Origin of the sequence: Arthrobacter hankyongi (assembly GCF_022012395.1) — a bacterium.
Lineage (GTDB): Bacteria > Actinomycetota > Actinomycetes > Actinomycetales > Micrococcaceae > Crystallibacter > Crystallibacter hankyongi.
The window spans coordinates 282,815-307,016 of sequence record NZ_JAKLTQ010000003.1 but is presented as its reverse complement, the minus strand read 5'-3'; the positions used below and the strand labels follow the sequence as shown (position 1 = coordinate 307,016).

Annotated in this window: 25 protein-coding genes and 3 pseudogenes; 12 read left to right on the top strand and 16 right to left on the bottom strand. The window is 63.0% G+C overall.

The annotated features are described in order from the left end of the window. The first annotated feature begins 391 nt into the window (after nt 1-391). The 5 genes from arfB to LVY72_RS07650 all read left to right on the top strand — a co-directional run bounded on the left by arfB (nt 392) and on the right by LVY72_RS07650 (nt 4,343). The gene (gene arfB / locus LVY72_RS07675; protein WP_237819349.1) at nt 392-832 is read left to right on the top strand and encodes an alternative ribosome rescue aminoacyl-tRNA hydrolase ArfB; all 441 of its coding nucleotides are present in this window, start codon (nt 392-394) and stop codon (nt 830-832) included. A gap of 645 nt (nt 833-1,477) precedes the next feature. Further along, a complete protein-coding gene (locus LVY72_RS07665) occupies nt 1,478-2,170 on the top strand; it encodes an MSMEG_4193 family putative phosphomutase (RefSeq protein WP_237819347.1) in 693 nt (230 codons plus the stop codon). 24 nt (nt 2,171-2,194) lie between these two features. Then, nucleotides 2,195-2,746, top strand: a complete 552-nt coding sequence (locus LVY72_RS07660) for a DUF3090 domain-containing protein (RefSeq protein WP_237819345.1) — start codon at nt 2,195-2,197, stop codon at nt 2,744-2,746. After that, nucleotides 2,746-3,513 (top strand): SCO1664 family protein, encoded by a 768-nt coding sequence (locus LVY72_RS07655; RefSeq protein ID WP_237819343.1) that lies wholly within the window; start codon nt 2,746-2,748, stop codon nt 3,511-3,513. Before LVY72_RS07660 ends, LVY72_RS07655 begins: the two co-directional genes overlap by 1 nt. Nucleotides 3,514-3,893: 380 nt before the next feature. Beyond that, a complete protein-coding gene (locus LVY72_RS07650; protein WP_237819342.1) occupies nt 3,894-4,343 on the top strand; it encodes a rhodanese-like domain-containing protein in 450 nt (149 codons plus the stop codon). Between the two features lie 66 nt (nt 4,344-4,409). On the opposite strand, the gene LVY72_RS07645 is transcribed toward LVY72_RS07650, so the two are convergent. The 5 genes and pseudogenes from LVY72_RS07645 to LVY72_RS07630 all read right to left on the bottom strand — a co-directional run bounded on the left by LVY72_RS07645 (nt 4,410) and on the right by LVY72_RS07630 (nt 5,865). Next, entirely contained in the window at nt 4,410-4,547 is a 138-nt protein-coding gene (locus LVY72_RS07645) for a hypothetical protein (RefSeq protein ID WP_237819340.1), read from the bottom strand. Between the two features lie 16 nt (nt 4,548-4,563). Further along, complete coding sequence (locus LVY72_RS07640) at nt 4,564-4,920, bottom strand: zinc ribbon domain-containing protein YjdM (RefSeq protein WP_237819338.1); 357 nt, start codon at nt 4,918-4,920, stop codon at nt 4,564-4,566. A gap of 65 nt (nt 4,921-4,985) precedes the next feature. Further along, nucleotides 4,986-5,570 (bottom strand): aldo/keto reductase, encoded by a 585-nt coding sequence (locus LVY72_RS07635; RefSeq protein WP_237819336.1) that lies wholly within the window; start codon nt 5,568-5,570, stop codon nt 4,986-4,988. Between the two features lie 41 nt (nt 5,571-5,611). Continuing rightward, a pseudogene (locus tag LVY72_RS24870) lies at nt 5,612-5,716 on the bottom strand (aldo/keto reductase); the annotation flags it as partial. 8 nt (nt 5,717-5,724) lie between these two features. Then, nucleotides 5,725-5,865 (bottom strand): hypothetical protein, encoded by a 141-nt coding sequence (locus LVY72_RS07630; RefSeq protein ID WP_237819334.1) that lies wholly within the window; start codon nt 5,863-5,865, stop codon nt 5,725-5,727. 198 nt (nt 5,866-6,063) lie between these two features. Here LVY72_RS07630 and LVY72_RS07625 point away from each other — a divergent pair, with 198 nt between their 5' ends. Then, nucleotides 6,064-9,588 carry an NAD-glutamate dehydrogenase domain-containing protein gene (locus LVY72_RS07625; RefSeq protein ID WP_237819331.1) on the top strand — a complete coding sequence of 1,175 codons (3,525 nt, stop codon included), beginning with the start codon at nt 6,064-6,066 and terminating at the stop codon, nt 9,586-9,588. Between the two features lie 136 nt (nt 9,589-9,724). On the opposite strand, the gene LVY72_RS07620 is transcribed toward LVY72_RS07625, so the two are convergent. The 4 genes and pseudogenes from LVY72_RS07620 to LVY72_RS07605 all read right to left on the bottom strand — a co-directional run. Continuing rightward, complete coding sequence (locus tag LVY72_RS07620; protein ID WP_237819329.1) at nt 9,725-10,081, bottom strand: zinc ribbon domain-containing protein YjdM; 357 nt, start codon at nt 10,079-10,081, stop codon at nt 9,725-9,727. 484 nt (nt 10,082-10,565) lie between these two features. After that, the gene (locus LVY72_RS07615) at nt 10,566-12,986 is read right to left on the bottom strand and encodes a coiled-coil domain-containing protein (protein WP_237819327.1); all 2,421 of its coding nucleotides are present in this window, start codon (nt 12,984-12,986) and stop codon (nt 10,566-10,568) included. 454 nt (nt 12,987-13,440) lie between these two features. Continuing rightward, nucleotides 13,441-14,272: pseudogene (locus LVY72_RS07610) on the bottom strand (IS5 family transposase). 613 nt (nt 14,273-14,885) lie between these two features. Next, nucleotides 14,886-15,224: pseudogene (locus LVY72_RS07605) on the bottom strand (IS21 family transposase); the annotation flags it as partial. Nucleotides 15,225-15,583: 359 nt separating this feature from the next. Between LVY72_RS07605 and LVY72_RS07600 the strand changes: the two are divergent. Continuing rightward, complete coding sequence (locus tag LVY72_RS07600; protein WP_237819323.1) at nt 15,584-16,033, top strand: rhodanese-like domain-containing protein; 450 nt, start codon at nt 15,584-15,586, stop codon at nt 16,031-16,033. Between the two features lie 220 nt (nt 16,034-16,253). On the opposite strand, the gene LVY72_RS07595 is transcribed toward LVY72_RS07600, so the two are convergent. The 3 genes from LVY72_RS07595 to LVY72_RS07590 form a co-directional block, all read right to left on the bottom strand. Beyond that, a complete protein-coding gene (locus LVY72_RS07595) occupies nt 16,254-16,610 on the bottom strand; it encodes a zinc ribbon domain-containing protein YjdM (protein ID WP_237819321.1) in 357 nt (118 codons plus the stop codon). Nucleotides 16,611-16,732: 122 nt separating this feature from the next. Then, nucleotides 16,733-16,948, bottom strand: coding sequence for a hypothetical protein (locus LVY72_RS24865; protein ID WP_372463683.1), 216 nt, complete (start codon nt 16,946-16,948; stop codon nt 16,733-16,735). After that, nucleotides 16,936-17,145 (bottom strand): hypothetical protein, encoded by a 210-nt coding sequence (locus LVY72_RS07590; RefSeq protein WP_237819319.1) that lies wholly within the window; start codon nt 17,143-17,145, stop codon nt 16,936-16,938. The genes LVY72_RS24865 and LVY72_RS07590 overlap by 13 nt, the downstream gene beginning before the upstream one ends. A gap of 222 nt (nt 17,146-17,367) precedes the next feature. On the opposite strand from LVY72_RS07590, the gene LVY72_RS07585 reads away from it, so the two are divergent. Next, complete coding sequence (locus LVY72_RS07585) at nt 17,368-17,598, top strand: hypothetical protein (RefSeq protein WP_237819317.1); 231 nt, start codon at nt 17,368-17,370, stop codon at nt 17,596-17,598. A 254-nt stretch (nt 17,599-17,852) separates the two neighbouring features. Here the strand turns inward: LVY72_RS07585 and LVY72_RS24260 are convergent, their stop codons facing one another. Both LVY72_RS24260 and LVY72_RS07580 read right to left on the bottom strand, forming a co-directional pair. Continuing rightward, nucleotides 17,853-17,978: a hypothetical protein gene (locus LVY72_RS24260; RefSeq protein WP_269092263.1), complete on the bottom strand. Its 126-nt coding sequence runs from the start codon at nt 17,976-17,978 to the stop codon at nt 17,853-17,855. Nucleotides 17,979-18,328: 350 nt separating this feature from the next. Beyond that, the gene (locus LVY72_RS07580; RefSeq protein ID WP_237819315.1) at nt 18,329-19,399 is read right to left on the bottom strand and encodes a DUF4238 domain-containing protein; all 1,071 of its coding nucleotides are present in this window, start codon (nt 19,397-19,399) and stop codon (nt 18,329-18,331) included. A gap of 38 nt (nt 19,400-19,437) precedes the next feature. Between LVY72_RS07580 and LVY72_RS07575 the strand changes: the two genes are divergently transcribed. Next, entirely contained in the window at nt 19,438-19,713 is a 276-nt protein-coding gene (locus tag LVY72_RS07575) for a hypothetical protein (RefSeq protein WP_237819312.1), read from the top strand. A 76-nt stretch (nt 19,714-19,789) separates the two neighbouring features. Here the strand turns inward: LVY72_RS07575 and LVY72_RS07570 are convergent, their stop codons facing one another. Further along, nucleotides 19,790-20,023 carry a hypothetical protein gene (locus LVY72_RS07570; protein WP_237819310.1) on the bottom strand — a complete coding sequence of 78 codons (234 nt, stop codon included), beginning with the start codon at nt 20,021-20,023 and terminating at the stop codon, nt 19,790-19,792. Next, the gene (locus tag LVY72_RS07565) at nt 20,020-20,754 is read right to left on the bottom strand and encodes a hypothetical protein (RefSeq protein WP_237819308.1); all 735 of its coding nucleotides are present in this window, start codon (nt 20,752-20,754) and stop codon (nt 20,020-20,022) included. Before LVY72_RS07565 ends, LVY72_RS07570 begins: the two co-directional genes overlap by 4 nt. A gap of 183 nt (nt 20,755-20,937) precedes the next feature. Here LVY72_RS07565 and LVY72_RS07560 point away from each other — a divergent pair, with 183 nt between their 5' ends. The 3 genes from LVY72_RS07560 (at nt 20,938) to LVY72_RS07550 (ending at nt 24,014) form a co-directional block, all read left to right on the top strand. Continuing rightward, on the top strand, nt 20,938-21,159 hold the full coding sequence (locus LVY72_RS07560; RefSeq protein WP_237819306.1) for a hypothetical protein: 222 nt from the start codon (nt 20,938-20,940) through the stop codon (nt 21,157-21,159). A 60-nt stretch (nt 21,160-21,219) separates the two neighbouring features. After that, nucleotides 21,220-22,422: a Fic family protein gene (locus LVY72_RS07555; protein ID WP_237819304.1), complete on the top strand. Its 1,203-nt coding sequence runs from the start codon at nt 21,220-21,222 to the stop codon at nt 22,420-22,422. Between the two features lie 71 nt (nt 22,423-22,493). After that, nucleotides 22,494-24,014 carry an RNA-guided endonuclease InsQ/TnpB family protein gene (locus LVY72_RS07550; RefSeq protein ID WP_237819301.1) on the top strand — a complete coding sequence of 507 codons (1,521 nt, stop codon included), beginning with the start codon at nt 22,494-22,496 and terminating at the stop codon, nt 24,012-24,014. Nucleotides 24,015-24,202: the final 188 nt, after the last annotated feature.

Sequence of the window (24,202 nt, the reverse complement as noted above, 5' to 3'; positions counted from 1 at the left end):
ATCCCGAATCGCATTACGGCCTATCCGAAGCTGTGATGCCACGGCCTTATGCCCATACCCGGCATCGAACAAAGCTATCGCCTCGGCGCGCTGGCCCTCGGATAGCGAACTGTTTTCGTACATGGAACTGCTCCCCAGAAATCGGATCTGAATTCTTCAGTCCAACTTCTGGGGAGCAGTTCGTCGCGGCCGGGTGGGGTCCTTTCATGTGGCGCTCCCGCGGTCCCCGCGGGGTCCCGCTAGACGTTGAAGCGGAACTCCACCACGTTCGGTAGCCGACCAACCTCAAGTTCGTACACGCCGTCAGCTGCGAAGCCTGGCATCTAGCCTTGGCTGCTTCCGACCGGTACTGATCGCGGCACCCGCGTCGGAGTTGCGGGACAATAATCGTATGGACGACCTGCATGTGCCCCCGGGACCCGGCGCGCCCCGCGGCCTCCGGATACCGGCGGGAGAGTTGGTCGAGCAGTTCTCCCGAGCTTCCGGTCCTGGCGGTCAGAGCGTCAACACCGCCGACTCACGTGTGCAACTCAGTCTCGATCTAGGCACGACAACAGCGCTGAGCGAGGTCCAACGCGAACGCGCCCTCGACCGGCTCGCCGAGAGAATCTCGGGCATGGTGCTTACCATCAGCGCCTCCGAGCACCGCTCCCAGCGGCTTAATAGGACTGCGGCGAGGCAACGCCTCGCCGCAGTCCTGCGAGATGCAGTAGTTCCACCCGTCGTCCGGCGATCAAGCCGGCCCACGAGTGGCTCGCGACGTCGTCGGCTCGAAGGAAAACGTAGGCGCTCCGATACCAAGCGCAACCGCAGGCCCCCATGGCCCGAATGACCTGCCTGCTTGCGCGGATCGCCGGGCTCTCGCTCAGACGTTAAACCGGAACTCCACCACGTTCCGTCGTGCAATAACCTCTGCTTGCCGCACGACAGTCCCATCCGGCATGTCCCACGTTTGCTCTCGGGAACACGCACCGGGCGGTGGTTGAGTGGACGATGTGTGCGAACGCCGAGCGACGCCCAGCCCAGGCCGGACTAATGACGGAAGTCGTGCTCGGCGGCCAGGAGGCCCCGCACCGATGCCGGTCCGCAGATCGGGTGACCCCACTGCGCTGTCGGGACGACCAGGGCGCGGCACTGGGCGACCGGCCTGTCGAGAAGCTGCGCAAGCGCAGAGTGGATGTTCGGGTTCGTCACGCCGACTGAGGTAAGCAAGAGCTTCAGCGTGTCTCCAGCGTCTGCGCGTGGATGGTGGATGTGCCCGAAGCCGTGGGAACTAGAACTCACCGATGGATTCGGTAAGCACGCCGTCTGGTGCTCGGCCCTTCAATAGGTACACACCCAGTCAAACTTTGTCCACAGTTCGATGTGGACGCAGACCTCACGTTGGTTTGTCCATCCAAGAATGCTTTATTTGCCTGTTCTGCGCGCGATCCTGTGCGGTTCGCACCGCCATCGAGCGGGTGGTTAGGCTGTGTGGATGGCGACAGTCATTCTCGTGCGGCACGGCCGCACCACAGCCAATGCCACTGGACTGCTCGCCGGCCGGGCCGCCGGCGTCTGCCTGGACCAGATCGGGCGCGACCAGGCGGCCTTGACCGGAGACCGGCTCGCGGCCGTGCCCGTAGTCGGGGTGGTGTCGAGCCCTCTGGAACGTTGTCGGCAGACTGCCCAGTTCATCCTCGATCGCCAGGCTGGCTTGCCGTACGCGCCGATCGATCTCGATCTCACCGAGTGCGATTACGGCGAGTGGCAGGGCCGCACGATCAGTGATCTCGCGACCGAGGATTTGTGGCCGGTTGTGCAGTCACAACCGTCCGCCGTCGTCTTTCCCGGCGGTGAATCCCTGGCCTCGATGCAGGCTCGGTCGGTGGCAGCGATTCGACGCCACGATGCAGCCTTCGAGACGGAGTACGGGCCAGGGGCCGTGTGGGTGGCGGTGAGCCACGGTGACATCATCAAGTCAATCCTTGCCGACGCGCTTGGCATGCACCTTGACCTGTTCCAGCGTATCAACGTGGGCCCAGGGTCCGTATCGATCGTGCGCTACGGCGTTAGTCGACCAAGCGTCTACGCGACCAACACCGACGCCGGTGATCTGTCGTGGCTGTCGAACGGCATCCGCTCTGCCGATGCGCCGGTGGGCGGCGGTGCGGGGCAGCAGGCGCCCTGAACCTCATGCGCCTAAAATACTGACATGCCTACACGTGTTCACGAGTTTGCCTGGCCTGATCGGGTCGTCGTTGGCACCATTGGCCTTCCGGGGGCGCGTACGTTCTATCTGCAGGTGCGTGCGGGGACGCAGATCGTGAGTATTGCCCTGGAGAAGCAGCAGTCGGCTCTGCTCGCGGAGAAGATCGACGAAATTCTCGACCAGCTCATCACCGTCGAGGGCAACCCCTTCAGCGTTCCCACGAGTACTCCCATTGAACTTGTCGACAATGGCCAGCTCGAGGCAGTTCAGGAGCAGTTTCGCACCGGCTCCATGAGCTTAGGTTGGGACCCGACGACGGCGCAGATCGTGATAGAGGCCTACGCCATCACCGATGTCGATGCCGACGACGACGAATCGCTTGATGAGGGCGGGGCTAACGCGGCCGAAATGCTGCTGGTGCGAATGCCGGTCGGCACCGCCCGCGCATTCGCCAAGCGCACCCGTGAGATCGTGGGCGCCGGACGTCCGACGTGCCCGCTCTGCGGTTACCCCATAGACGCCGACGGACACATCTGCACCCTTCCCGAGGCCTGATGCCAGCGACGGACCTGGTGACCGCCGAGCTGACGCTCACCGGCCGCATCACGACGGCTTCAAACGCGACATTTCTGGGCAGCATCGGCGACGTGGTGGTCGTCTATAAGCCGATAGCAGGCGAAAGTCCGCTGTGGGATTTTCCCCACGGCACCCTGGCTCACCGGGAGGTGGCCGCCTACCTGGTCTCGCAGGCCTTCGGCTGGGACGTCGTACCGCAGACCTGGCTGCGCGATGGTCCGATGGGCAAAGGAATGGTGCAGCTCTGGCAGGAGCAAGACCCCGCCCAAAGCGCAGTGAACCTGGTAGCGGCGGACCAGGTGCCGGAGACGGGCTGGAAACACGTTCTCAAGGGACGAGATGAGAACGGCCGGATGGTCGCCCTCGTTCACGAAGACTCGCCGGCGCTCAGACGCATGGCGGTGTTCGACATCATCGTCAACAACGCCGACCGCAAAGGCGACCACATTCTTGCCATGACGGACGGACACCGGCACGGCGTGGACCATGGGCTGACCTTTCACCGCGACAACAAGCTGCGCACGGTGCTGTGGGGATGGCTGGGAGACGTTTTAACCGCCGAGGAACGCGACGGCATAGACCGTGTCAGCGAAGGACTGCACGGCGGGCTGGGCAGAAACCTGGCGGACTTGCTCAGCGCCGAAGAAATCGCATCGCTCGCCGCTCGCTGCGCCCGGTTGCGCTTGGCAGGGCGGTTTCCGCCTCCGAGCGGTGAGATGCCTGCGGTGCCCTGGCCGCTGTTCTAATTCGTTATTAAGCAAAATGCGGCCGGCATCATTTCGACGTGGCAACGGGTGGCCGTAAAAGCGCATAGCCGCCAAGAACATGTGCTCTGAGCGGCCATCGCAATAGGTCTCCGGGGTCAGGAACTATACGTTGAAGCGGAACTCCACCACCACGTTCCGTAACCGAATAACGTCTTACCTCCGCGCATGGTTACGCGAAGGGTTTCCGGGGTAATGGAGTCACTAAATAGCCCTAGGTGGTGGTGCCCAACCTGGAGTCTCGATCGCATCTCCCGTTGACCCGGCTCCCTCCATACCCTTGAAATTGACGACCAAAGTAGCTCATCATTTCGCTTCATGGTGGAACGACCGACCGATCAGCAGGCAAAGCGAGGAAAACGGTGAAGCAGTGTCACATCCCCGCCGACGGCGCCGCGACCTGCCCACGCAGCCTGGATCCCGGCGGTTCCCCCGGGACTCTGACGATCAACCAATTGCTACTTGAGAGCCGCATCGGGCTCGAGCGTGTTCACGCTTCGGATCTTGAGCGGGAGATGGCAGCGGGCGCCCTGGTTGTTGACACCCGGCCGGTCGATCAGCGAGACCGCGACGGTGATCTTCCCGGAGCGGTCGTCATTGACCGAAACGTTCTCGAGTGGCGGCTCGATCCTTCCAGCCCGCACCGGCTCCCGATCGCCGGCGACCCCGCCCGGCGGATCGTGGTCGTCTGCAATGAGGGCTACAGCTCCAGCCTCGCTGCACACACCCTGCAACGGCTGGGGCTGACCCGTGCGACCGACCTTATCGGCGGTTTCCAAGCCTGGGCAGCGCTGCGCAAGCAGTCCGGCTAAAAAAGAACCTGCCTGCGCTGGAGTCAGCCACGATACGAAATCTCAGGACAACTTCATCCCTACGGGTCAGGGCGGCGTACCGCGTTCCCGCCAAAGGTTGGCGGCGCCGAGGCCCGGCCACAGATGGCGCAGCGGACGAAGCATCGATTCGTCTTCGATGATCCAGCTGTGAACAGGCTCGTCGACGACGAAACCCCTATCCATGGGCAATGGCCGCAGGTCAGAGGACCTTCTTCACCACGCCGGACTTCAGTTGCAGCCGCCCAAACCCGGGAACGGTCGCATCAATGTCGTGATCGCCCACGCCGTCCCCAATGAGTCGGATGCCGCGCACCTTCGTGCCGACCTTCACGACACCGCCACCGGCGCCCTTGACCTTGAGGTCCTTGACGATCGTGACGATGTCACCATCGGCGAGCACATTGCCAACGGCATCCTTGATCAAAGCGGTCTCGGGCGTGGTCTCGGCCGAGTCTTTTGACCATTCGTGGCCGCACATCGGGCACACCAACAAGGCGCCCTGCTCATAGGTGAACGACTCGTGGCACTCCGGGCAAGCCGGCAGACCATCAGACATTGAACCTAAACTCCACCACATTCCGTCACGGAATAACCTTTGCTCCACTTTCGTATGCGGCGTATTTAGAAGAGTTCGCCGATCGCCTGGTCGCTGGAATCGATGTAGCGATCGCGCTGCTTCACTCCGAACGGACCGTAGGGGTAGTCGTTCGGTGTGGGTGTGCTGACTTCGTTCAGTCGCGCCGTGTCCGCTTCGCTAAGCACGAGCTCGCCGGCGACGAGGTTTTGCTCGAGCTGCTTGAGTGTCTTCGCGCCGATGATCGGAGCTGTGATTCCAGGGCGGTTCGCGGCCCAGCTCACCGCGACCTGTGCCGGGGTGACGTCGTTGGTCGTCGCGATGTCGCGGACGGCGTCGAGAGTGGCCCAGTTCTGATCTTTCCCGGCGAGGTCGCCGAAGATTTGATCGTTCATCGGGTTGCCCCCGCCGGCGCGGGTGTCCCTGCTTGCCTTCTCGCCCTTGTTGTACTTGCCGCTGAGGAATCCTGCCGCCAGCGGCGACCAGGGCAGCAGGCCGATGTTGTTGTGCAGGGCTGCCGGGACGATCTCGTATTCGATCTCGCGGTCGACGAGGCTGTACTGCGGTTGCAGCGTGGCTGGCCCTTGGAAGCCCATCGCCTCGCCGTGTCGAGGGTGAGCTGGAGCTGCCATCCGGTGAAGTTCGATAAGCCGATGTGGTTGATCTTGCCGACGCGCGCGGCGTCGTCCAGGAAGCGTAGGGTCTCCTCGATAGGGGTCAGCAGATCCCAGCCGTGCAGCTGGTACAGGTCAACCTTTTCGCGACCAAGCCGGCGCAGCGACGCGCTCAGCGCGCGGTCGAGATTGCGTCGGGACGAACCGTTCTCATCCGCCCCCGCTCCTTCTTCGACGCCGCCCCGTACTCGTACTCGCGCGTGTACTTCTTCGTGATCTCACGCCTTGCCGCCATCGACAGCTCCGATCCCATACCGCCAGCACATGCGAGGGCCGACGCCGAGCCCGGCATTTCGCGACCAGATCCCAGATGAGGCACGCGCCCCGTTTCGCGAGCACCTTTGATGAGTCAAGTCGCGCACTGGACACCGGGACACGGCTTGTGGATCATGAATTCGGTGGCGTGAGATGCAACGTCGTGTAGCGGTCCACATCCGGAAGGCGTGAGGCGATGGCAAGTCGGACTGGCCCGATCCGGCCCGAAGGGAGAGACCACGTCGTCCCGGCACCCAGGGCAGAGCACCTTGAAGCAAACGAGGAGAGCAGGCTCGACCCGAACGCCGCGGATCCATCCAGGACGTGGGCTGAGGCCTTGGACCAGACCATTCGCAGATGCTTCTCCCCCACACGCGGGGCCGGGCTGTCTGCCCTTTGGTCCGATTCATTCCCTGCGAGCTATCGGGCTGACTTTGATGTGGATGACGCCGCGAAGGACATCGAAAGGTTCGAGCAGTTCGATCTCGACGGCGCCGGGGGGAGGCCTGTGGACAGTCCCCTGCTGACCGTCTCGGCGGGTTCCCTCGCGGTCCCGGAAGCGAGGATCCGTCTTTACCTCACAATGCCCGGCAGTCTCGCGCGAATCCTGCCGGTCTTCCAGAACCTCGGTGTAGAAATCCAGACCGAGCGCCCCTTCGAGCTTCTGCGTGGGCAGGACCGCCGGCTGTACCTGTACGACTTGGGCGTGAAGTACCCCGCTGGCGTCGATCCTGACAGCACCCAGTCCCTCATGATGGAAGCCTTCGCAGCCGTCACACGCGGGGAGGCAGAGTCGGACCGATTCGACGCGCTCGTCCTCCAGGAGGGTATCGAATGGCGCCGCGTCGCCATTCTGCGCGCCTACACCAAATACCTGCTGCAGCTGGGAATGACGAATTCCTACGACTTCATCGCAGACGTCCTGTTGGCCAACGCCATGGCGACTCGTGCCCTCCTGAACCTCTTCGTTTCCCGATTTCACCCCGGCCTTGGAATCGCGGAGCGGCTCCGGCAGACGGCCGACGCGCGGGCCGACGTCGCCAGGGCGATCGACGCCGTCGACTCGTTGGACGCCGACCGCCTCCTTCGGGCGTTCCTGAACCTAATCGAGGCGACGACGCGAACCAACTTCTACCGCCGTCGCCCGTTCCTGAGCTTCAAGGTCAGACCCCGGACTATTCGTGGGGCACCATACCCCCGTCCATTGTTCGAGGTGTGGGTCTATTCGCCTCGAGTCGAGGGGGTCCACGTCCGCTTCGGGCCCTTAGCTCGCGGAGGCATCCGATGGTCGGACCGGCGTGAGGACTTCCGCACCGAGGTCCTCGGGCTTGCCAAGGCCCAGATCGCGAAGAACGCCGTCATCGTCCCCACCGGGGCGAAGGGCGGCTTCTACCCCAAGCAGCTCCCCAATCCGGAATCGGACCGGCGGGCATGGGTCGCCGAGGGCATCGAGGCCTACAGGGACTTCCTGCGGGGACTGCTCGACGTGACCGACAACGTGGATCCGGCCGGAAGCATCGTCCCGCCACCGGACGTGGTCAGGGATGACGACGACGACTACTATCTCGTCGTCGCCGCGGACAAGGGCACTTCGGCGTTTTCCGATATCGCCAACGCGGTCGCCGAGGAGTATGGCTTCTGGCTCGGCGACGCGTTCGCATCCGGGGGCTCGGTCGGCTACGACCACAAGAAGATGGGCATCACGGCCCGAGGCGCCTGGGAATCCGCCAAACAGCACTTCAACCAACTCGGCATCGACCCCGAACACGAAGACTTCACGGTGGTCGGCATTGGCGACATGAGTGGGGACGTGTTCGGCAACGGCATGCTTCTCTCAGAGCACATCAGGCTTGTGGCCGCGTTCGACCACCGGCACATCTTCCTCGACCCCGACCCGGATCCGTCGGCGTCCCTCGCCGAGCGCCGGCGACTGTTCGACCTCCCCCGCTCCTCCTGGGCAGACTACAGATCCGACCTCATAAGCCTGGGCGGCGGCGTCCACTCCCGCACCGCCAAGTCCATTCCCCTCCCGCCCCAGGCCAAGGAGGCTCTGGGCATCCCGGGGACGACGACGGCGATGACCCCGCCCGAGCTCATCCAGGCAATCCTGCGCGCCCCTGTGGACCTCATCTATAACGGCGGGATCGGTACGTACATCAAGGCGTCGACAGAGAGCAACACCGCCGTCGGCGACAAGGCCAACGACGCCGTCCGGGTCAACGCCAACGAGCTAAGGGCGAGGACGGTTGTAGAGGGCGGCAATCTCGGCCTGACCCAGCGCGCTCGGATCGAGGCCGCCCTACACGGAATCCTCCTGAGCACGGACGCGATCGACAACTCGGCCGGGGTCGACTGCTCGGACCATGAGGTCAACATCAAGATCTTCATCGACCGCATGATCGCCGCAGGCAAGATGGATCCCGGCGAACGGGCCGATTTCCTGCACTCACTCGAGGACGACGTTGCCCTTCTGGTACTGAGGGACAACCGACACCAGAACACCCTGCTCCACACCGACCGTGCGCTGGTCATGAACTGGGGCCCGGGGTTCGAGCGCGCCATCGACTGGCTCGAGAAGGCCACCGACCTCGACCGAGGCCTCGAGGACCTCCCGACCACCGACGAACTCCACGCCCGCCTTCAGAACGGCGCAGGACTGACGGCTCCAGAGCTTTCCGTGCTGGCAGCCTATTCGAAGATCGCCCTGGCGAAGGAGCTGAACGACAGCGACGTCACGGACGATCCATGGTTCGGCCGGATCCTTCGCGGCTACTTCCCACAGAAGATCGTGGAACGATTCGGGCCCGAGTTGGATACGCACCCGCTGCGCCGACAGATCATCTGTGGCGTCCTCGCAAATGACATCATCAACCTCGGCGGAATCACCTTTCCCTTCCGCGCCATCGAGGAGACGACGGCGACCGCGGCCGCGGTCGCAAGGGCGTTCGTTGCCGTGCGCGAGGCCCTGGACCTCCACTGGGTCATGGACTGGACGGTCGGTCTCGTGCCCGCCGTCCCGGCCGAGTCCGCGGTCGAACTGGACCTGTACATGCGAAGGATGCTGGACCGGTGCACGCGGTGGTACGTCTCCCATGACCATCGAGGCCAGCAAGTGGAACAGGCACTGGACAGGATCGCGCCGGCCATGGACCTGCGCTCGAACCGAAGCGTGCTGTACCTGCGCGGCGAGGGCATCGACCTTGCCCAAGACCTCTCGGCCCGGTGGGACGAGATTGGGATTCCCGCGGGCATCAAGGAACGTGCGGTAGCAGTAGCAATCTGCTTCTCCCTCATGGACGTCTCCCTCATCGCAGAGCAGGTCGACGAGCCCCTCGAACGTGTCGCGGAACTCTACTCCTCCCTGTACCAGCGCATCGGCGTCCTCAGGCTGCTCCTGAAAATCACCGATCTTCCACGCCAGAACAGGTGGGAGGCCCTCTCCCGGGCCGCACTCCGAGACGACGCCTACTCGGCCGTCGCCGACACGACGATCTCGATACTCCGGACAACTCGGTCGGGTCAAGACGGAGCCAATTTCGCTGACCGGATCGCAGAGTGGGAGCAGAGATACCAGGAGCAGCTCATACGGATCAAGGACACGTTCGCCGAAGTCACGGGGCAGGACCCGGCCGACGTCCACTCGATCTCTGTAGCGCTCAAGCTGCTCAGGACACTCGCGCGAGCCTCGGTGCTCGCCGAAGGCCGGAAGGGGCAGGCGTGATTCCCGCCAAAGGTTGGCGGCGCCGGGGCCCGGCCACAGATGGCGCAGCGGACGATGCATCGATTCGTCTTCGATGATCCAGTTGTGAACAGGCTCGTCGACGACGAAACCCCTATCCATGGGCAATGGCCGCGGGTCAGAGGACCTTCTTCACCACGCCGGACTTCAGTTGCAGCCGCCCAAACCCGGGAACGGTCGCATCAATGTCGTGATCGCCCACGCCGTCCCCAATGAGTCGGATGCCGCGCACCTTCGTGCCGACCTTCACGACACCGCCACCGGCGCCCTTGACCTTGAGGTCCTTGACGATCGTGACGATGTCACCATCGGCGAGCACATTGCCAACGGCATCCTTGATCAAAGCGGTCTCGGGCGTGGTCTCGGCCGTGTCTTTTGACCATTCGTGGCCGCACATCGGGCACACCAACAAGGCGCCCTGCTCATAGGTGAACGACTCGTGGCACTCCGGGCAAGCCGGCAGACCGTCAGACATTGAACCTAAATTCAACCACGTTCCGTAACTGAATAACCTCTACGTGCGGAGGTGGCGGCGACAGGCGCGGAACTACCGCCTCCACGATCCGTTCCCGTCTGGAGTAGCGGTCCTCAAGTACTCCTACCTGGCGGCTTGTGTCTGGCTTGAAGAAATTCCACTCAGCTCAGAAGCTGAGTCATTCCGAGAAGTGCTCGTTGTTGTGCGCAACGGAAACGAAGTGGGCGACGAAGTCCGTACTGCTGTCAGTCGACTCGTTCAATCGCTGGTACTCGTGGAGAATCCCAGCCACGAAATGGGGTCGATTGCTCTGCTCAAGTCATCAGGAACTGGACCTACCCGGAGTTTCGTTCTGGGTGGCCGGATGGCCGTGCCGTGGCCATTTAGTACGGCGCTTCCTCAACCTGGCACGAGGAAGTCTTCTCGATTGCCTGGTCGTGCCGAATCTGAGTGAGGACTGCGCCTGAAGGGCAGGCCTGTACAGTTAGCCAGGAATGCGTTTCAGAACGATCGGCTTACCGTAGGGTATATCGACGATTTCAACGCCCACGAGTTCGCCCGCCTCGCGCAGCCCGCTGGCCTCGGACCCGCGCAGCAGGCCGTCTGTACCAGTCGGGAGCGACACGAAGACGCCGTAGTCAACGATCTTCTTCACCGTTCCGAGGTATCGCTCGTTGCGGGAAAGCATATTCGGCCAGGTTTTTGCCCTCGTGCGTGGCGGGGCGAGCGGACCGACGATTTCGGCTTGGAGGCGCAAGATTGCCTGCTGAAGGGATGCCCGGCTCTTGGCGAGAGCCTTCCGACGCCAGAACGGCGCCTCGCTAGGTAAGGCGACGAATCGTTCCAGCTCAAGTTTCAGGGCTTTCTTGGCCGCATTGGCCTTGTCCTGTTGTCGTTGGTTCAGATCTTCCTGGCGTCGGGTCGCGGCTTCTTGGCGTTGCCGCTCCGCCTCCTGATTTTTACGGTGCTTTTCTGCTTGTTGGCGGCGCTGCTCGGCTTGCCTAGCCTCCTGCTCACGACGACGTTCAGACTCTTCGCGTACACGCCTCTCGTTTTCAGTGCGGACCTCTCGAATCAGTTCATCGAATCTAGCCCTGGCCTCAGTGAACAGGCGAATATCGTTCAACGCTGCAGAATGCTCTTTCCTTGCAGCGTTTTGCTCCGCCTTGGCGTCCGACTGTTCTGCCAGGGCCAGGTCTCGTTCGGCGAGAATCCGCGCTTTCGCGACCGGTGTTGCCGAAGTCGACGCGGCTTCGGCGGCCCACTGTTCGCGCTCCTCGGCGGCTGCCAGTCGTGCGGATGCCGTGGCTTCCCGGAGTTTCGCTTGTTCTACTCGGGACCGTGCTGTTGATAGAGCAGCGTCTGGAACCGGATCGTCAATGTCGATTGACCGCGTGGTCTGTGCCAGCGCATTGGAGTGCTTCTGTACGATCTGTTCCAGGTCGTTCGCAGCCTTGGCATACGTGAGAGCGTCCGTTTCACGGCGCAATGACGCTTCGGCGCGTTCTTGCGATTCATTCGTTCGCTGAGCAGCGGCGCTTTGATGGCTGTCCGCTTCCCGAATCAGTTCTGCCGCGCGTAACTCGTCGCGCTTCCACTGCGCGTACCCGAGCACCTCCTGAGCGACTATGAGTGTGCCCAAGTCGTCGTGCCCGGCATTATCAACGTCTGCGATCGCACGACGGACTGCTTGGATAATTCGGGCCACGCGATCCGCATGAGACGGGTCCGAGTGCAATCCGAAGGGTCCAAATCTACGTGGCGCAACGGTAGCTGTTGTCGTTGTGTATTCGTTCGGGTCGGTCGATGACGAGGCAGCCAACCGACGGACCTCAGCGGCAAGTGCCCCATGACCTGGAGCATCGGCTGAGATAGGTGCGAGTGCCGCAGCGAACTGCCCGGGAAGGGAGTGGCGGAATCGCACTTGGAGGAAGAGTCGGGTCTCCTCAAAGAACCAGTCTTCGAGAATCCCATGGTCCAACGAACCATCGGATCTGGACAAACGTTCGAATCTGGCTTCGTCCCGGTCCACGTACTCCAAAAGCGCAGGATTGTCGGCAGCTGACTCCCGGCGTTTAGTGAGTTTTGCTTGATACTCCTCGTTCACCTTGAGAAGCGCCCTGATCGTCGAGAAATCAAATCCGGCATTCTCGGACTTGACGGTTACCGCCTCGATGAGATCCATCCCCTGCTTGTGCCAGCGGGACAGTCGGAAGTCAGCCTCTGCCGCGAGGCTATTACCCGTCACTTCAGAGTACGACGTCAGAACTCCCTCATTTTGCACCTCTACCAACCAATCAAGTGCATCCTCGTCACCCTCACTTGCGGCGCGAATCTGCCGGGCGAATGTCGGGGCGTCAAGGCCGAGGCCCTTGTATTGAATTTGACCTTCGGGATCCATGAGGCCCTGTAGTAGGACAAACTTAGACACTGGCGATTGACCCGAAGTCAGCACGGCGAGCCCCGGCTCCATCCCTTGCGCTCCCGTAAGGAATGTTGCCATTCGAGGGTCGAAACCATCTTGAAGTTCTCCCAGGGCCTCCTTCCAGCGAACTCGCATCTGCTCCGCGAGCTCTGCAGGAGTGCGGACGAGTACGGGCGTCCATCTTGGCCGGTATCCGAGCGCGGGTCGAGATGCGGCAAGGACGGCGAGATCTGCCGATCGACTGCCCTCTTTCTCATCCTTGCCCACGAACCGGACCTGCAACGATGGGTTTCCGGCGAAGGTCTGAGCGTGAACCACCTCAGCTTCCACGACAATGCGTGGCTCGCCCGGACTGGAATCATCTGAACTGATCGTGTACAGCACGGATTCAACCGGACCGTCCTCAAGATCACCTTCAGGGCCGTTTCGATCGGACGCACTCAGCGCTGCCTGCACCAGCGAGTCAATGTTGTCAGGCACATCAAGAAGCTGCGAGAGCAAGCAGGTCGGCCCCCCGCCAGACGAGGCAAGACGGCTCTGCATTGACTGGCCGAGCGCAGGTTGCAGCAGGGAGTCGAGGCCCTCGGTCCCGCCGAAGAGCCGCAGGATGCCATGAGGACTCCCAAGCCCGGATGCCGCGAGCGACGAATACGCCGTTCCGCTTGAGAGTCCGCCGCCAGAATTGCGTTCGCCTCCCGCCGAACCTTTGCCAATCGCTTGACTTGCACGACCCATCGAGTAGTACTTACCGTCGTAATTATGGTGTGCCTTAAGTGCGGCAATCTGCTTCCCCGTTGCAGGACGAGACCAACGACTTGAACTTGATCGGCGCCCCATTGGTCCTCTTCCCCGTTCATGCGGATGTACCCATGACGTGGATCAACTCCGGCGTCACGTTTATGAAAGTCTATCTGAGCATGTGTTGGGAAAGCGGTCATGAGGCGGTTCCGGACCGCCACGGGCGGCGGCCCGGAGCCGGCTCGAGCCGCCTGGCCATGAGTCCGATCATGGCCCACTTGACCATGGCCTCGGCAGGGGCGGGGAGGCACTCGTAGTCCCGGTCCAGGCGCCGGCAGCGCACCAGTCAGGACAGGGTCCGTTCGACGACCCAGCGGCAGGGAAGGATCTCAAAGGTGCGCTGCCCGGCGGGCTTCTTCACGATCCCACCATGATGCGCAAGTACCGCAGAGCGAAGGCCACGAGTTGCCGGCGTAGCCGCCGTCGGCCCAGACCAGCACGATGGAAGGCATCTTTATCCGGGCCTTCTCCAGGACCAGATGCCCGCCGTCGCGGTCCTGCAGGCTGGCCGCGGTGACCAGTACCACCACCAGGAGCCCAGTCGTGTCGGTCACGATGTGGCGCTTGCGCCCGTTAATCTTCTTCCCCGCGTCGTACCCGCGCGAATCCTTCCCGACGGTGTCGGCACCCTTCACGGACTGGGAATCGACGATTCCGGCCGAGGCCATGGGATCCCGGCCGACCGCCCGGCGGACGGCTCCTCGCAGCGCGTCGTAGATCCTGTCGGTGGTCCCGTCCGCGTTCCACCGCTGGAAATACCAGTACACGGTGTCCCAAGGCGGGAAGTCGTGCGGCAGCATCCGCCACGCGCACCCGCTGCGGTTCACGTACAGGATCGCCTCCACGATCCGCCGCCTCGAATGGACCGCCGGGCGGCCTCCGGTCTTCACCGGCACCAGCGGAGCGATCAGCGCCCACTGCTCGTCGGTCAGGTCCGACGGATCGGGGCGCGGGGAAGAAGCCTCCATGCACCAACGCTGGCTCCGTCGGACCCGACGGTCAAGCCACTTTCCCAACACGTTCTAAGGGAATTACGGCTACGGGCCTCGCCTGGCTGTGTGACGTTGAAGCGTCCTCTGCGGGCGGCATCATTTCGACTTGGCAACCGGTGGCAAAAAGCGCATGGCCGCCAATAACACGTGTTCCAGCGGCCATCGCAAAAGGTCTGAGGAGGTCAACTACACATTGAATCTAAATTCAACCACGTTCCGTCACGGAATAACCTTTACGTGCGGAGGCGGTTGGCAACAGACGCGGACCTACACATCACTCGCGAAAAGCCAGCCCGTGAACGGGCTATCGAACATAGCTAGGCCGACTTCTGAGGCCGTCATGACCATGTCACAGAAATCCGTCTCAGCGACCCGGGTTCCTCCAACGCGCGTCGACATCCAGACCTGCCTGGAATCTCCCGCACGAACGAAGCCCGGGAAATCCTTCTCGATCCTGCTGACTTGCCGGTCTTCGGGCCTGATCTTAATGTGCATCGGACGTGGTTGTTCGAGGGGAGCAATCGCCGCATGGATCTGAACACTTATGCCGCCAGGCCTAGGCATGAGGTAAATAGTGACGACCTTCTGCGCGCCGGTTACCGCGCCGGTATGCGGCCTTGATCTCCGAGACGGCCCGGCGGGTGGACCGGTCTGAGCCGGTGTAACCCATCCGGGCCAGTTTTTCATGCACGACATCGGCGCGAATCCGGCCATGAGACGCCTCGACCCAGTCCTCGATCTTCGGCAGCCACGGATCGATGACCCGCTCCCGGGCCGGGCCGGCACCAGGGGCGCGGCCGGCATCGCGTTCAACGAGCAGGCGCTGGACCGTGTGGTGGGAACAACCCGTCAACTCGGCGGCACCCCGCAGCGATTTCGTCAGGTCATATGCAGCAAGAATTTTCACGGTTTCCAGGGCATCCTTCAATCAGGGCCTCTTCCTGTCAGTGGATTCGATTCGACACCGATATCCAAACGGGAAGAGGCCCCCGCCGCCTCACAACACGGCGGGGAAAGTGAACAATGCGGGCAAACCAGCCGGCCACCAGTGGGCAGTTACCGTGGCCATACGCGGGCAGTCCCCGTGGCCATCAGCGGGCAATTCCGTGGCCACCTACGGGCAGTTTTTCATGGCCGCTTACAGTGGTGGTGCCCAACCTGGAGTCTCGATCGCATCTCCCGTTGACTCGGCTCCCTCCATACCCTTGAAATTGACGACCAAAGCAGTTCATCATTTCGCTTCATGGTGGAACGACCGACCGATCAGCAGGCAAAGCGAGGAAAACGGTGAAGCAGTGTCATATCTCCGCCGACGGCGCCGCGACCTGCCCACGCAGCCTGGATCCCGGCGGTTCCCCCGGGACTCTGACGATCAACCAATTGCTACTTCAGAGCCGCATCGGGCTCGAGCGTGTTCACGCTTCGGATCTTGAGCGGGAGATGGCAGCGGGCGCCCTGGTTGTTGACACCCGGCCGGTCGATCAGCGAGACCGCGACGGTGATCTTCCCGGAGCGGTCGTCATTGACCGAAACGTTCTCGAGTGGCGGCTCGATCCTTCCAGCCCCCACCGCCTCCCGATCGCCGGCGACCCCGCCCGGCGGATCGTGGTCGTCTGCAATGAGGGCTACAGCTCCAGCCTCGCTGCACACACCCTGCAACGGCTGGGGCTGACCCGTGCGACCGACCTTATCGGCGGCTTCCAAGCCTGGGCAGCACTGCGCAAGCAGTCCGGCTAAAAAAGAACCTGCCTGCGCTGGAGTCAGCCCCGATACGAAATCTCAGGACGACTTCATCCCTACGGGTCAGGACGGCGTACCGCATTCCCGCCAAAGGTTGGCGGCGCCGGGGCCCGGCCACAGATGGCGCAGCGGACGATGCATCGATTCGTCTTCGATGATCCAGTTGTGAACAGGCTCGTCGACGACGAAACCCCTATCCATGGGCAATGGCCGCGGGTCAGAGGACCTTCTTCACCACGCCGGACTTCAGTTGCAGCCGCCCAAACCCGGGAACGGTCGCATCAATGTCGTGATCGCCCACGCCGTCCCCAATGAGTCGGATGCCGCGCACCTTCGTGCCGACCTTCACGACACCGCCACCGGCGCCCTTGACCTTGAGGTCCTTGACGATCGTGACGATGTCACCATCGGCGAGCACATTGCCAACGGCATCCTTGATCAAAGCGGTCTCGGGCGTGGTCTCGGCCGTGTCTTTTGACCATTCGTGGCCGCACATCGGGCACACCAACAAGGCGCCCTGCTCATAGGTGAACGCCTCGTGGCACTCCGGGCAAGCCGGCAGACCGTCAGACATTGAACCTAAATTCAACCACGTTCCGTAGCCGAATAACGTTTTCACGCACCGTGACTTCGCGAGACTTCGGAAGAGAGTGCCGAGGGACTTGGGAACCCTCGAAGAACCGAGGAACGAGGATCTCAGCGCGCCGCCTGTACTCCCGGAGGGGCTGGGGTTATCCGGGGCAGATGATGGAGCACCTGCCCCGGAAGGATAAACGCCCGCTCGATCTCTTCCCTTTTGGAAAAGGTCAACTGCTGCATTACGAGCCCGTCGGTGGCGGCAAAGAACACCCGCGCCAGGAGGTCGGGCTGAGGAAAGCCCCGCCGAGCGAAACCCCGGGCTATCGCATCCATATAATGTCCATGAAACGTTCTACGGTGGCACGCATCTGCGGCTGGTGCCGAGCGGCGAGGACCATTTCGTACTGGAAGAACTGCAGCTGCGGCTCGCCGGCGATCTTGGCTACGAACTCGACGGCGAACTGCTCGTCGAACGAGGCGTCGAAAGCCATGTCGATGAGGTCGAGGGTTTGCTGGGTGGCCCATTCCATTGCAGCTTCCAGGAGAGCTTCCCTCGTGCCGAAATGGTGGGTGATCAGGGTATTGGCACGCCCGTCTTCTCCGCGACTTTTCGGTAGGTCATTCCGGGAAGCCCCGCCTCGGCAACCACGTCCACCACGGCCGCCAATAGCGCCTCCCGGCCGTCGTCGTACCTCCTCTTTGCCCCGCCTGCATATGGTTGTTACAACAGCACGAACAACCACGGAGGAAAAATGGCAAGCATCAACGCATACGCATACTTCGGCAACATGTTTGAAGCCGAAGTAACGCTCAAGCTCGGCAGCGGCATGCACCGCGTGCCCGACAGCGCACTGGGGGAGATCGCCCTCGCGGAACTCTCCAACTACGGCAACGTCCCCGGCAAGTGGAGATTCAGCCACGTAGAGCGCCACTACGACGAGGACGCCGGGGAGCACCGCGCCACGGTCCACCTCAAGCGCTAACCAGCCCGGAGGGCGGCTCACCCGGGCCGCCCCGCCTACCCGCCACCGACCAAAGAGCCACCGTGAAGATCACAACCCGCCGCAGCAGCCAGAAGGGCGCCTTCGCCGCCATCGAAGCCACCGAGTACACCCGTTCGCCTCGTGCAGCGCGAAGACCGTTTCTTGGATTGCGCTGGCTTTGAAGACAATTCCTAGATCGCTCACGTCGTCGAAGGTGGCACCGGGCACTCGACCACGACAGCGGGGTTGCCCGGCTACTCCTGCGCCGAGGCGGTCAATTCCATCATCTCTTGCGCGTAGGTCTCGCCGTCGATCTCACCGTCCTGATACTTGCGCATCAGGTCATCAATCGAGGCCTTTAGTTCTTCTCGGTCCACCATGCCTCCTTTCACGAGTAACCGACTTCCAGTGCAGTCGACCGACACCCTAAACCGGCGCACGGCAGTCACACCACGAGCACGGGTGTCAATCCCCTACGCTGCACCTACGAGCAGTCAGTGTCACAACTTGTACAGTGCCAGTTGTCCACTTCCTGGCACCACAAAAAAGTAGTAGCTCCACAACTAATGCATTCACCGTGTGGAGCGTCTTCGAGGTCCATTGGTTCTCCTTTCCGTGCAAGAAGACTAGATCGCTTGAAGTCGACAACCAAAACCCGAGATCTGGTCACTACTCTTTAAGTTGGGTAAATTGCGGTGGTGCGTGACAGACCGAGCAGGGGCAAGTTCACTCACGCATGTTCGGATTCCTCATGCTTAGTTTCCTGCGTGTCCGACACCCCAAACCACGGTTTGCCGTCGAAATCTGCGTCCACGAGTCCGCTGGCGCGCATGTTGATCAGGTTCGGCTCGGGAAGTTCATCTGGCACGAACATCTCGTCCTCGGGGTGATGGAAGACGTATTCCCTCGCCGAGTGCGCCGAATGCTCGTTGAAGAGCTTCTCCATGGCTGTTGTGCCGGTTTGTATGCGGTCGAATTCTCCCCTGAGAACAGCGCTTCTGGTCTCCTGAACTCGTGGGTTGTCTGGTTCAAGGCCCTCAAGCATCACCGTCGGATCGCTCATGAGTAGCCCGATCTTTCGCGTGAGGGGGAACGCGATGCCCAATGCTGTCATGAAGCCCACACCTGCCCACGCCTCGTCCTGCGGGTTGCGGATCAGGCTCACAGGGGCGTCGGAGGTGACCAGTGAACGTCGCTGAAACCGCACGAGGCTCCATGGCCTGGTTGCCAAGTAGGGTGTCAAACTTTCAGCTGTATCTAGCATGTGCTGGATATGTGAAAGGTTTGAGAAGCTGATCGGTGGTCCGCCAGGCTGGGTCGCCTCGGCCCAGAGGAGCTCTTCCTGCTCCGGAGAGGAATCGAAGCCAAGATTCTTCTTAATCCAGCTACCAACATTCTTACGCCCGCCGGCGCCGATCTCGAGGCGAAGGAACTGGGCCCGAAGGTGTTCCATGGTTTTGCGAGTGTCCGGTCCGCGCACGCTCTGAAGCGCCATGTAGTAGGAGAACGCCCATCGATCGGCCTCTGACAGGGGGAACTCGTTCCTTTCGAACTTCCCCAGGACATTAAGGGCCTCCCCCTCGACCCCGCTCAACGCCTTCTCGAACTCGTCAGGTTCCTCCAACTCTTCCAGCGTGTGGAAGTGCGTTTGCGCCGCCACGTTCTTCACTGACGAGGTGAACGGTTTTCGGGAGCGGTCAAGGGGTACGGCAGTGACTCGCCCCTTTTCGGTAGCGAATCCCCGAAGGTACCCCTGAGGCACGTAGTGGTGGAGCTTTGCCGTATTGCCCTTGCCTGCCATGCTTGGCATCCTCCCACAGTTAGGGTCAAGAAGGTCTGGTGACCGTGCATGCCTGCGATTCAGGCGCGCCGGACTTCGAGAAGGAGCCGGTGACCCGGCCCAGGTACAACCGCGAGCCGTACATCCGGGTCGGCATGGAGATGGAGACCATCAACGGCAAGGCCATCGCCTGGACCCCGCACTACGTCCAGGTGAAGTGGCAGGACGACGACCTCAGCATCGAGACCCGCTGGATCCCGGCGGCCTGGGTCACCCGCATCAGCCGCGACGATTCCTGCTGGCGGGACCCCTACGATGTGCTCCATGACGAATAGGCCAAAGCTCTGGCCACGGCCTGGGTCGCAACGTCGCACTAGATAGCGAAGCTTCCTGGTGGATGCCGCGGAGGGCCTACTCCGTGGCGGCGGCCGGCCCGCCTTCATCGGCCTGGGCATTACGGGCACGAGGGACCTGCCTGACGAGCGGCGGCAGGGTCAGCCCGGCCAGCAGCTTCACCTGCGGAGAGGTCTCACGGCCCTGCTTTTTGTCCAGCGTCATCTTGAGACGCGCAGCGCGGATTTCCTTGCGCAGCACAGCGGCAACCTGTTCCCGGTCATTTGGGTCGTACGTCCTGCGGTACGTCATTTGATGTCCCAATCGTTCGCCCTGGTAACTGGCGGCAGCTCCATCCGGGCCAGGCGCTTCACGGCCGGCGAGGTCTTACGCCCCAGTTGCTCGTCGAGGGTCTCCTTCAGCTGGGCTGCGAGGATCTCGCCGCGCAGGGTGGACAGCACCTGCTCCTTGTCCGTCGGGTCGTAAGTTCTAACGATCCGCGGCAGCTTCATCCGGGCCAGGCGCTTCACGGCCGGCGAGGTTTCACGGCCCAGTAGCTCGTCGAGGGTCTCCTTCAGCTGGGCTGCGAGGATCTCGGAGCGCAGGGTGGAGAGCACCTGGTCCCTGTCCGTCGGGTCGTACGTCCTGCGGACAGCCACTTCATCGACGCGATGGTGCCGCCCGGCGATCGGCGCCAGCTTCATCCTGGACAGGCGTGTCATCTGCGGCGAGGGCGCCCGTCCCAGCAGTTCGCCGAAGGCCACTTTCAGCCGGGCTGCGAGGATCCCGCGGCGCCGTGTACCGCAGCCCGGGTCCTTGTTCGCCGGGTCGCCGGTTCCGCGGCCGGTCGCCTTTTCGGCGGGATGGTCCGATCTGACGATCGGCGGCAGGTCCATGGCGGCCAGGCGCTTCACCTTGTCAGAGGTCGGGCGCCCCAGCTCCTTGTCCAAGGTGACCTTCAGCCGTGCAGCCAGAATCTCGCGGCGCAGCACATTGAACACATAACCCTTGCCGTACCGGCGGTATTTCGTCGGCTTCGTCATGAGCGTCCTCCTACTGCAAGGTGTTTCCATCTTCGCCCGTTACCGGCCTATGGTCTATGCCACCGGGACGATGCCAGCCGGCTGATGAAGTTCACGGTGTCCTGTGCATCAGCGAACCGGCTGGGCTGAGCGCGAATCACCTGCACCGTGAACGGTGGAACGCTCTCGCGCTACCCTGTAGCCATGAGCAGTACGAACCGGCGCGACATCGGGCGCGTGCTCGCGGGTGAGACACCATTCGATGACCTCGATGAACGCGGTCAGGCGAGAGTGCGGGCGATCTGGGATGAGCAGGCCGCAGAACGCCGGACCCACCTGGATCTCGCTGCCGAATTCACGCAGGCGGGGCGTTCCTGGACAGAGGCGGACGAGCAGGGCGCTGCCGTCGTGCACCGCAACAGATAAAAGAGAGCGCAATGCCGCCATACCAAAGGCTAAGCACATAGCCTTTGGCATGGTTGAGTAATGATTACGGATAGGCGACCACCCGGCACCTGGCCGGCGACCGGGTACGAAGCCCGCCCCTGGGTGTGCTCCGGTGACGAAGTCGCCTCCCGCCGGGCCCTGCTCCAGGTCCGCGGCGACTACCGGGCCGCCGTCCCGCCGTTGATCGCGGCGGTCCCGGTCATGCCGGACCCGGAGACGATTGCCCTGGCCGATGATGCGAGCCGGGAGCTTGCCCGGTTCGACGCCGAGGCCGGAATGATCGCTGCCCCGTTCGCGTCGATCCTGCTGCGCAGTGAATCCGCCTCCAGCTCGGAGGTGGAGGACATCACCTCCAGCGCCCAACAGGTGGCCCTCGCGGAGATCGGCCGGTCGAAGTCCGACAACGCGCGCCTGGTCGTCGCGAACGTCCGCGCCACGACCGCGGCCATCGAGCTGTCCGATCGGCTGGACGGGAACTCGATCCTCGCCATGCACGAGGCGCTGCTGCGGGACACCGCGCCGGAATACACCGGCCGCTGGCGCAACGAACAGGTCTGGATCGGCGGCGGGGGCATCTCGCCGCACGCCGCAACGTTCGTGCCGCCCCACCACACGCGCGTATCCGGGCTCATGGCCGACCTGGTCGCCTTCGCCGGGCGCACCGACGTGCCCGTGCTCATCCAGGCGGCGATCGCACACGCCCAGTTTGAGACCATCCACCCCTTTCCCGACGGCAACGGCCGGACCGGGCGGGCGCTCCTGCAGGGCATGCTCTGCCACGGCGGCCTGACCCGCAACATCACCGTGCCCGTATCGGCAGGGCTCCTGCAGGACACCAATGCCTACTTCCGCGCGCTGACCGGGTACCGGGCCGGGAAGGCGGACGCCATCGTCACCGCTGTGGCCGAGGCGTCGTTCGCTGCGATCCGCAACGGCCGGGCACTCGTGAGGGACATCCAGGCTGCGGCTGCGCGCTGGGACAGCCTGGTCGTCGCCAGAAGCGACTCCGCGGTGCACCGGGTCAAGGAATACCTGCTCCGCCAGTCGGTCGTGAACACCAGGACCATCGCGGCAGAGCTGCAGATCAGCGAGGTTGCCGCGCAGAACGCGATCGACAAACTGGTCGACGCCGGGGTACTCACCCAGAGCAGCGCCGGCCGCCGGAACCGCATCTGGCAGGCGCCGGAGATCCTCGCAGCACTCGATGCGTTCGGCGCACGGGCCAGACGCCGCCAGGGCTGAGAGCCGCGACGCTCTCCGGCCGCCGCCCAACGCCCTAGTCATCGCGATACCCGCGGGGTACATTGCCTTCCATGAACGCTCAGGAGGCACCGGCAACCACTGTCATTCGCCGCGCCTACCGCCTCACACTTGATCCGACACCGCGGCAGGCCCAAACGCTTTCCCAGTGGGCCGGCGCGGCACGGGCAATGTACAACCACGTGATTGCGGCGAAACAGAAAAGCCACAAGCGCTGGCTGCAGGAAGTAGCCTTTGCCACGTACGGGCCGGCGGCGCTCACCGAGGAGCAGGCCCGTAAAACCATCAAGGTCCCCCTCCCCTCAACGCCTGATTTCAACACCTGGCTCACCGGAACGCGGAACGCCCACCGGGACGCCGCCGGGAACGGATTGCTGGTGCCGGGTCTTCGCGATGACGGGCGGGAGCATGAGCCGTGGCTCCATGAGGTGAACCGCAGTGCACTCGTGGGCGGAATGAGGAACGCCGACAGCGCGTGGAACAACTGGCTGGCCTCGTTCAAGGGGACCCGTGCCGGCAAAAGAGTCGGGTACCCGCTTTTCAAGAAGCGCGGTGTTGCCCGGGACTCCTTCACCATCACGCACGACCGGAAGTCACCGGGCATCCGGCTGGCCACCACCAGGCGCCTGAGGATCCCCACATTCGGTGAAGTCCGGTTCCACGACCATGCCAGGCACCTGCAGAGGAAGATCCGCAAGGGCACCGTTGAGATCACCTCCGTGACCGTCAGCCGTTACGGCCACCGCTGGTACGCCAGCCTTGCCGTCGTGGAAACCATCCCTACGCCGCGCCTGTCCAAACGCAAGCGTGCCGCCGGGATCATCGGCGTGGATCTGGGAGTGAAGACCCGCGCAGCCCTCTCCAACGGCAAGCTGATAGAGAACCCTAAAATCAAGGCCTCCCACGCCAAAAAACTCGCACGCTTCCAACGGAAACTCGCCAGATCACAGAAAGGATCCCGCACCTGGAAACAGCTCGTCCACAAGATCGGCCGGCTCGCCCACCTCGAAGCACGCCAACGCGAAGGCTACGCCCACGACCTGACCAACCGGCTCGTCAAGACCTGGGGAGTCATCGGCATTGAGGACCTCAACGTCGCGGGCATGACCCGATCGGCCCGCGGGACCATCGAGAAGCCCGGCAGGAACGTTCGCGCCAAGGCCGGGCTCAACCGGTCCATCCTCGATGTCGCCCCCGCCCAGATACGGCGCATCCTCGAGTACAAGGCAGCCTGGTCCGGAACCCGGCTGGTGGTCATCGGCCGTTTTGAGCCAACAAGCAAAAGATGTTCAGCCTGCGGTGTAGAGAAAGACAAACTGCCCCGCAAGGAACGGATATTCCACTGCGATGCCTGCGGCCTGACCCTCGACCGGGATATCAACGCAGCAATCAACATCGCCGCCCTAGCGGCCGTCGCCACAGCAGAGCTTCCCGTATCCATCAGACACGGGATAGTTCACGGGAGACATGAAACGCCCGTCGAGCCGCCCCGCGCCAACCCGTATCCGGTACGGTCAGGCAACGGGCGACGAAGAAACGTTGACAGGCCCGCAAGGGTCATCTTCGCTCAGTAATGAGCGGACGTTCCGCGCAGCGTCCGGGCAGGCCAGTCAGGTCCCGCCCACGCACGCGCGGAACGGCTTCGGTTGTCGTTGGCCGGGTCCGCGGCCTGCGGATCTCGCCCACGCACGCGCGGAACAGCTTATTGAGAAGCCCGTCGCGGGTCATCTCTGGGCGGAGTTCGGGAGGCTGTCATTCCTGG

What these genes read in the sequence shown, in the direction of transcription:
- arfB (WP_237819349.1), top strand. Translation starts at nt 392, where the DNA reads ATGGACGACCTGCATGTGCCCCCGGGACCCGGCGCGCCCCGCGGCCTC.
- LVY72_RS07665 (WP_237819347.1), top strand. Translation starts at nt 1,478, where the DNA reads ATGGCGACAGTCATTCTCGTGCGGCACGGCCGCACCACAGCCAATGCC.
- LVY72_RS07660 (WP_237819345.1), top strand. Translation starts at nt 2,195, where the DNA reads ATGCCTACACGTGTTCACGAGTTTGCCTGGCCTGATCGGGTCGTCGTT.
- LVY72_RS07655 (WP_237819343.1), top strand. Translation starts at nt 2,746, where the DNA reads ATGCCAGCGACGGACCTGGTGACCGCCGAGCTGACGCTCACCGGCCGC.
- LVY72_RS07645 (WP_237819340.1), bottom strand. Translation starts at nt 4,547, where the DNA reads ATGGATAGGGGTTTCGTCGTCGACGAGCCTGTTCACAGCTGGATCATC.
- LVY72_RS07640 (WP_237819338.1), bottom strand. Translation starts at nt 4,920, where the DNA reads ATGTCTGATGGTCTGCCGGCTTGCCCGGAGTGCCACGAGTCGTTCACC.
- LVY72_RS07635 (WP_237819336.1), bottom strand. Translation starts at nt 5,570, where the DNA reads ATGGCAGCTCCAGCTCACCCTCGACACGGCGAGGCGATGGGCTTCCAA.
- LVY72_RS07630 (WP_237819334.1), bottom strand. Translation starts at nt 5,865, where the DNA reads ATGGGATCGGAGCTGTCGATGGCGGCAAGGCGTGAGATCACGAAGAAG.
- LVY72_RS07625 (WP_237819331.1), top strand. Translation starts at nt 6,064, where the DNA reads ATGGCAAGTCGGACTGGCCCGATCCGGCCCGAAGGGAGAGACCACGTC.
- LVY72_RS07620 (WP_237819329.1), bottom strand. Translation starts at nt 10,081, where the DNA reads ATGTCTGACGGTCTGCCGGCTTGCCCGGAGTGCCACGAGTCGTTCACC.
- LVY72_RS07595 (WP_237819321.1), bottom strand. Translation starts at nt 16,610, where the DNA reads ATGTCTGACGGTCTGCCGGCTTGCCCGGAGTGCCACGAGGCGTTCACC.
- LVY72_RS24865 (WP_372463683.1), bottom strand. Translation starts at nt 16,948, where the DNA reads ATGGATGCGATAGCCCGGGGTTTCGCTCGGCGGGGCTTTCCTCAGCCC.
- LVY72_RS07590 (WP_237819319.1), bottom strand. Translation starts at nt 17,145, where the DNA reads ATGGAATGGGCCACCCAGCAAACCCTCGACCTCATCGACATGGCTTTC.
- LVY72_RS07585 (WP_237819317.1), top strand. Translation starts at nt 17,368, where the DNA reads ATGGCAAGCATCAACGCATACGCATACTTCGGCAACATGTTTGAAGCC.
- LVY72_RS24260 (WP_269092263.1), bottom strand. Translation starts at nt 17,978, where the DNA reads ATGGTGGACCGAGAAGAACTAAAGGCCTCGATTGATGACCTGATGCGC.
- LVY72_RS07580 (WP_237819315.1), bottom strand. Translation starts at nt 19,399, where the DNA reads ATGGCAGGCAAGGGCAATACGGCAAAGCTCCACCACTACGTGCCTCAG.
- LVY72_RS07570 (WP_237819310.1), bottom strand. Translation starts at nt 20,023, where the DNA reads ATGACGTACCGCAGGACGTACGACCCAAATGACCGGGAACAGGTTGCC.
- LVY72_RS07565 (WP_237819308.1), bottom strand. Translation starts at nt 20,754, where the DNA reads ATGACGAAGCCGACGAAATACCGCCGGTACGGCAAGGGTTATGTGTTC.
- LVY72_RS07560 (WP_237819306.1), top strand. Translation starts at nt 20,938, where the DNA reads ATGAGCAGTACGAACCGGCGCGACATCGGGCGCGTGCTCGCGGGTGAG.
- LVY72_RS07555 (WP_237819304.1), top strand. Translation starts at nt 21,220, where the DNA reads ATGATTACGGATAGGCGACCACCCGGCACCTGGCCGGCGACCGGGTAC.
- LVY72_RS07550 (WP_237819301.1), top strand. Translation starts at nt 22,494, where the DNA reads ATGAACGCTCAGGAGGCACCGGCAACCACTGTCATTCGCCGCGCCTAC.